Consider the following 6,405-nt stretch of genomic DNA (forward strand, 5'->3'; position numbering starts at 1 on the left):
CCGGGCCCGAAGCCATCATCAAATGTGACAGGCCTCAAGCTCGTGGGAACGTTACCATGAGATTTTGGACTTTGGCAAGACATGAAATATCCCGCCTGGACTGAAGGTCCGCCGTCACCGATCGGCGCATCCATCCTGCAGGGCTCTCTGGAACAGGCTCGACGGATGCGGGAAACTATTGAACAATCGCCTCATGATTCCAGCAAGCCATTGGCTGAAAACAGACTTCCACACATTGTTTCGAACACGCCCCGACGGGCGGATCGTGTGCGAGAACGATCCGGATCAGACGCCGGGCCCGCGCTTCTGGCTCGCCGGGTGCGCGGAGACAAACCTGTGCGCAACACGCGCGGACCTGCCGGACGGTCTGGTCGCGGAACTCGAAGGGCTCGCCGCATCCGAACCGCCCTTCGTCCATCCCAAAACGCCGGTGCACCTTGAGCGCTATCTGTCGCTGCTTGGTGGTGACGGACCCGCCGAACATAGTTTCGGCCTTGTCTTCGAGCTGCCGCACGACACCCCTTATCGAGGCGACGCACGGCTCGCTGGCAGCGACTCCGAAGAAGGCGCAGGGATGATGCGAAGCTGGGCGACGGACGGGATTCCCAAGGCCTGGTTCGACCTTGGCTTCCGCGAGGTGGCCGACTTCTGGACGCCCTGGTGCGCTGCCATCGTCGACGGCGAGGTTGCCTCGCTGGCATTTGCGGCACGGCTCGCCGATACCGGGGCCGAACTCGGACTTGTGACCGCCAAGGCGTTTCGGGGACAGGGTTTCGGCGCCGCTGCGACGGCCGGCTGGTCACAGCTGCCGACACTTCGCTCCCGCACCCTGTTTTACAGCACCGATCGAGACAACGTCTCATCGCAACGCGTCGCCGCCCGCCTCGGCCTGCGGCTACGCGGCGCCAGCTTGCGGATATCCTGAAGCTTAAGTGCTACGCTCCCGTCTGCCTCTTACCCCAGGACGCCACGCCAACCACGACCGTCGCCGCATTCGTTTTCAGTGAGCAAGACCCGTCAGAACGAGCGGGGTGCAGGATCCAGAAGCTTCACGCTGCCGGCGGTCACCTGATATATCGCGCAGGTTCGCTGCACCGAGCCGTCGCGTGTGAACCGGAACGTGGCGGCCGCACCGACAAAGCCGTTCGGCGCGCGGATACTTTCCTGGTTGATGGCACCCTCCCCCTGGGACCGCACGAGACCGGCTGCAAGGGCGATGACGTCGAACCCATAGGCCGCGTCCGCACTTGCCGCGCGCTCGTAGCGATCGAGGAAGCGCGACGTCATCCGCGAGCCGTTCTCCGGGCCGAACAGACAAAGGTGGCTCCCGGCAAATTCGGGTCGCTTGTAGGCGGTATTCGTCCAACCGGACGTTCCGACGACCATCGCGTTCGGCTTCAGATAGCCGTTGGCCTTGAGCTGCGACAGCGCAGCGACCTCGCCGCCTTCCGACCCGAGCAGGAGAACGGCATCGATGTCCTTGAGTTTCGCCTTGGCGGCGGCGTCATTCGAAAATGTGGTCGTACCGGTTGCGGCGACGAGCGTCGGCTTGATGCCATAGCCCGCCAGGCCGCGGTCCAGCCTTTGCCGCTCGGCGGCCGAGACATCGCCGGGCAAGAGCACCACCAGCCGCTTGCGGCCGGAGGCGAAAGCATAGGACGCGCCCTCGACAGCACTGTCGATGCGGTCGGAAACGAAGGCGAAGGTGCCGGCCGGCCGTTCGGCGCCGTTGCCGCGCAACGCCAGCAACGGCGCGCGCGAAGCGCCAAGCCCCTGGCGGACGGTGCCGACAGGCACGTCCGCAACCGTTAGCGCAATCAACGCCGCATTCTGGCCGGCGAGACGCTTGGCGGCGTCCTGGACTTGCTGCGGCGAGCCGTCGGTATTTTCGACCAGCAGCGAAAGTTGACCACCGCCCACCTCGTCCACCGCGAGCGACGCACCGTCGCGAATGTCGCGTTCGCGCACCGTTTCGCCCGACGGCGCCATCAGTGCCGTGATGAGCCCGATGCGTGTTGCGCCGCTTCCGAAGCTCTCCTGCGGCTTCACCGCATGCTCGGCCGCGCGCCGGGCATGCCTTGCCTGTGGAGATTCGACGTCGAGCACTTCAGGAGCGGAGGGAGCTCCCTGGCAGCCGGAAAGGACGCTAAGCACCAGCACGCCGAGTGCCAGCCATTGCCGGCACGACGACACGCGCCGTGCCGGGGAAACCACAACGTGGGGCATGTCGATCATACAGGCTGTCTCAATTCATGAAGTGCCGCATTTTGGCGTAGAAGCAATCGCACTTGGCAATGTAGTCCTCGTCGCGCCAGCTGGATTGCAGGTAGCCGTAGGCCTTGCCGCAGGCGACCTTGGTTTCCGACGCCCAGACGAAGGCCGGTCGCGTCGAGGCGATCCAGCGCGGATCGTCAGCAACAGCGATCGCCTCGTCCATGCGCGACACGACCTCCCTGGTCAGCGTCGCCACGTCCTGATCGACCGTCAGCGCGGACTGGCTGATCTCGGTGCACTGCCGGGCCACCGGCGCATAGTCGCCGATAAGGTCCGCCGCGAAACTGGATACGGGCAACAGTGCGAGCATTATCCCCGCCAGCATGCTTCTGCTCATGAAAGCTCCCCCTGAATGTGCGGTTCCCGGATGATTGCCGAGAACCGCTGAACTGTCGAGATCGACCTTGCGTTAGTGGACGTCTTGAGACGTTTTCGTCCCGTTATCGTTGAACAGGACCTTCACCACGTCCGTCGAGACATTGAAGTTCTCCAGCACGGCAACCGTATGCCAGCCGTCGCTGCCGCCATTGCCGTCGGTATCCACCTGCAGGTTGGCGTTCTTTCCGTCCTGAACCACCTGGGCATAGTCGCCATCCAGCTGTGTGTTTGCCGGAAGATTGCCGAGCAGCGCGGACAGATCGACGAAATCGTCCTTGCTGTCGTAGTCTGTGATGACGTCGGCGATGTCGAGCTGAAGGTCTCTTGCATCGAGCACGAAGGTATCGTCGCCCGACCCGCCGGTCAGCCTGTCGACGCCCATGCCACCATAGAGGATATCGTCACCCGAACCGCCAATCAGCGTGTCGTTGCCGGCATCGCCATAGAGCGTGTCATTCCCGCCATTGCCCGAAAGCGTGTCGTTCCCCGCGCCGCCGGCCAGAATGTCGCCATAGGCGCTTCCGTAGAGCCTGTCGTTGAAGTCCGAGCCGATGACACCTTCCATGTTGCGGTAGTCTTCTTCGCCCAGACCGACACTGGACAGATCTGCGTCGGTCTCTCCACTGCTTTGCACCAGGGTAAACGTGACGGGTCCCGTCGCGTCGGAGAAATTGAGCAGGTCGGTGCCTGCACCGCCATCGATGTCGTCGTCGCCGGCGCTTGCATAGATGATGTCGTTGCCCGCCAGGCCGTAAAGCTTGTCATCGCCGGCACCGCCATGGATGACATCGTTCCCGGCGCTGCCCGTGATGCTGCCAGAGCCATCGGACACAAAGGTGAGCGTTGAGGAGTTCGACAGATCCCCATCCTTGTCTTGCCCGGTAATTCCAAAGGTGAGTGTCAAATCCGACTTGGTGGCCGACTCGACGTAGCTGAACACCGGCTTGAAGGCGAGATCGATGTCACCCTTGCCGACGAGCTCGATATAGTCGAACTTGCCAAGCACGCTTGAGGTTATCGTTATACTTTCCTGGCCCTTGGCCACGGTTATGGGATCGGGAAGGGCAATCAGCGCACCGTTGCCGTCCCTGACCTTGATCTCAATGGTCCCGGCGCTCTGAACCTTTCCGAGCTGAAGTGTAAACGATGTGACGTCGGCTTCCAGAGTGATGCTGAATTTCTCGTTGGCCGTGAATGAGGTGTTGCCGATGCCAAACTCGTTTCCGTCTTTGACGGAATAGGCATTGAACTTCGGATCGGAGCCTCCGGACCTTGCGAGTGCCTCGAATTCCGCAAAGCCGAAGTCATATTCTTCCTGCGGTTTATTGGAAATCTCGCTGTTGCCGTCGACGGTCTTTTCCTCCCCGGGGCGATCCTTCAATTGCTCCAGCTGATAGGTGCCGTCGGGATTGGTCGTCAGGCGGAAGATGCTGGCGCCAAGGCTGTCCTTGACCAGCACCTGTCCGGTGCCCGTTCCTGTCGTGGTCCAGCCGGCCGGCAGCCCACCGACGCTGTCGATCTTGTAGATTTTGATGCCGTCGGCGCCTGGCGTCGCATTGATGACACCTTCCAGCGCGCCGGTACCGTTGCCCATGTAGGCACTGCTGATGGATTGGATGGTCGGGACATCGTCGACGATCCGGATGTTGAGCGTGGCATTGCTCGTCGAGCCATCTTCATCGGTCACCGCGACGACGAAGTTATCGAAGACCCCGCTGTCGGCTCCAGCCGCAGTATGTCCCAAGCTGTTGTCCTGCAGCAGATAGCTATAGGTGAAGGTTGCGCCCGTCACCGTGCCATTGACCGTCGTCGGCGTGTAGCCGGTGATCGTCAGAAGTCCGAGTGCCGTGTCTACCGTAGAGCCCACGGCGTAGGCGCCCCCCGTCACGACCGCAGTTCCATTTATCTTCAGGCCGGCGAGCCCGTCGGGCGTCGTCACGGAGAAGCTGCCGGTCTGCGTGAGTGCAGCCACATTCGGCGAAGAGCCATCCGAGAGATTTTTCTCGTAAACCGTCTCTTCGGCGCTGGACGACAGCCCGTTGACGCTGACGCCATCATCAGTGCCAGTGATCGTGATCGTTACCGTCTGTATCGCCGTGCCACCATGGCCGTCAGCGATCGTCACATCGTACTTCTGCGTCAGCGTCTCGCCGGCATTCAGCGAGTCCAGCACGCTGTCAGCGACATTGAAACTCCAGCCGACCGAGTCGTTCGACTGGTTCAGCGAGCCGAGCGAGAAAGTGCCTAGATAGCCGTTGCCCTGCGCCGTGAAGCTGGCGTTGTGCGTGTCCAGCGTATCGACATCGGCAAAAGTTACCGCGCCGCCCAGCGTGTGCGTGGCCGTATTCTCGCCTGTCGCCCCGTCGGCGATCTCGGTCACCGCACCGCCTTGTGCGACCGAGGTGATTACCGGAGCGTCGTTGGTGCCGGTGATCGTGATCGTCACGGTCTGGGTCGCCTTGCCGCCCTGGCCGTCGTCGACGGTGACGTCATAGGTCTGCGTCAGCGTCTGACCGACCTGCAGCGAGTCGAGCACGCTGTCGGCGACATTAAAACTCCAGTTGATCTTGTCGCCCGCCTGGTTGACCGGGTCGAGCGCGAAAGTGCCGAGGTAACCGTTGCCGTTCGCCTTGAAGCTGGCGCTGTGCTCATCCAGCGTATCGACGTCGGAAAAGCCGATCGTGCCGCCCTGCGTGTGCGTGGCCGTATTCTCGCCCGTCGCCTTGTCGGCGATCTCCGTCACCGCACCGCTCTGAATACCCGAGGTAATGACCGGGGCATCGTTGGTACCGGTGATCGTGATCGTCACCGTCTGCGTCGCGGTACCGCCCTTGCCGTCGTCGACGGTGACGTCATAGGTCTGCGTCAGCGTCTGGCCGGCCTGCAGCGAGTCCAGCACGTTGTCGGCAACCTGGAAGTTCCAGCCGACCTTGTCGGTTGTCTGGTTCAGCGAACCGAGCGAGAAGGTACCGAGATAGCCGTTGCCGTTCGCCTTGAAGCTGGCGCTGTGCTGATCCAGTGTGTCGACGTCGGAAAAGCCGATCGTGCCGCCCTGTGTATGCGTCACAGTATTCTCACCCGTCGCCTTGTCGGCGATCTCTGTCACCGCACCGCTCTGAATACCCGAGGTAATGACCGGGGCATCGTTCGTGCCGGTGATCACCACCGTCACGGTCTGTTTTGCCGTGCCGCCATGGCCATCGTTGATGGTCACCTCATAGGTCTGCGTGAGCGTCTGACCAGCTTGGAGTGAGTCGATCACACCGTCAGCGACCTTGAAGGTCCAACCGACCGAATTGCCGGCCTGGTTCACCGGGTCGAGCGCGAACTTGCCGAGATAGCCGTCGCCGTTCGCCTTGAAGCTGGCGCTATGCTCATCCAGCGTATCGACGTCGGCAAAAGCCACCGTGCCGCCCTGAACATGCACCACCGCATTCTCGCCGTCCGCGCCGTCAGCACGCTCGGTCACCGTCACGTTCTGCACGCCCGAGGTAATGATCGGCGCATCGTTGGTGCCGGTGATCACGATCGTCACCGTCTGCGTCGCCGTGCCGCCATGACCGTCATCGACGGTGACGTCATAGGTCTGCGTCAGTGTTTGCCCGGCCTGCAGCGAGTCGATGACGCCGTCGGCGACCTTGAAGGTCCAGGCGACAGTATTGGCCGTCTGGTTCACCGGGTCGAGCGAGAACTTGCCGAGATAACCGTTGCCGTTCGCCTTGAAGCTGGCGCTGTGGGTGTCGAGCGTATCGA

At 62.3% G+C, this 6,405-nt stretch carries 4 protein-coding genes; 1 reads left to right on the plus strand and 3 read right to left on the minus strand.

The window, feature by feature from the left end; translation table 11 throughout:
- Positions 1–178: 178 nt before the first annotated feature.
- Complete coding sequence (locus tag OKW20_RS23165; RefSeq protein WP_429175770.1) at positions 179–925, plus strand: GNAT family N-acetyltransferase; 747 nt, start codon at positions 179–181, stop codon at positions 923–925.
- 92 nt (positions 926–1,017) lie between these two features.
- Here OKW20_RS23165 and OKW20_RS23170 read toward each other — a convergent pair whose 3' ends face one another.
- From OKW20_RS23170 to OKW20_RS23180, 3 genes are all read right to left on the minus strand, one after another.
- A complete protein-coding gene (locus OKW20_RS23170) occupies positions 1,018–2,235 on the minus strand; it encodes an ABC transporter substrate-binding protein (protein ID WP_429175773.1) in 1,218 nt (405 codons plus the stop codon).
- Between the two features lie 10 nt (positions 2,236–2,245).
- Positions 2,246–2,611: a hypothetical protein gene (locus OKW20_RS23175; protein ID WP_043612139.1), complete on the minus strand. Its 366-nt coding sequence runs from the start codon at positions 2,609–2,611 to the stop codon at positions 2,246–2,248.
- A 72-nt stretch (positions 2,612–2,683) separates the two neighbouring features.
- Positions 2,684–6,405 (minus strand): VCBS domain-containing protein (locus tag OKW20_RS23180; RefSeq protein ID WP_429175776.1); only part of this gene is annotated, 3,722 nt, incomplete at its 5' end.

The sequence above is a fragment of the Ensifer sp. LBL genome (assembly GCF_050435225.1).
Taxonomy (GTDB): domain Bacteria; phylum Pseudomonadota; class Alphaproteobacteria; order Rhizobiales; family Rhizobiaceae; genus Ensifer.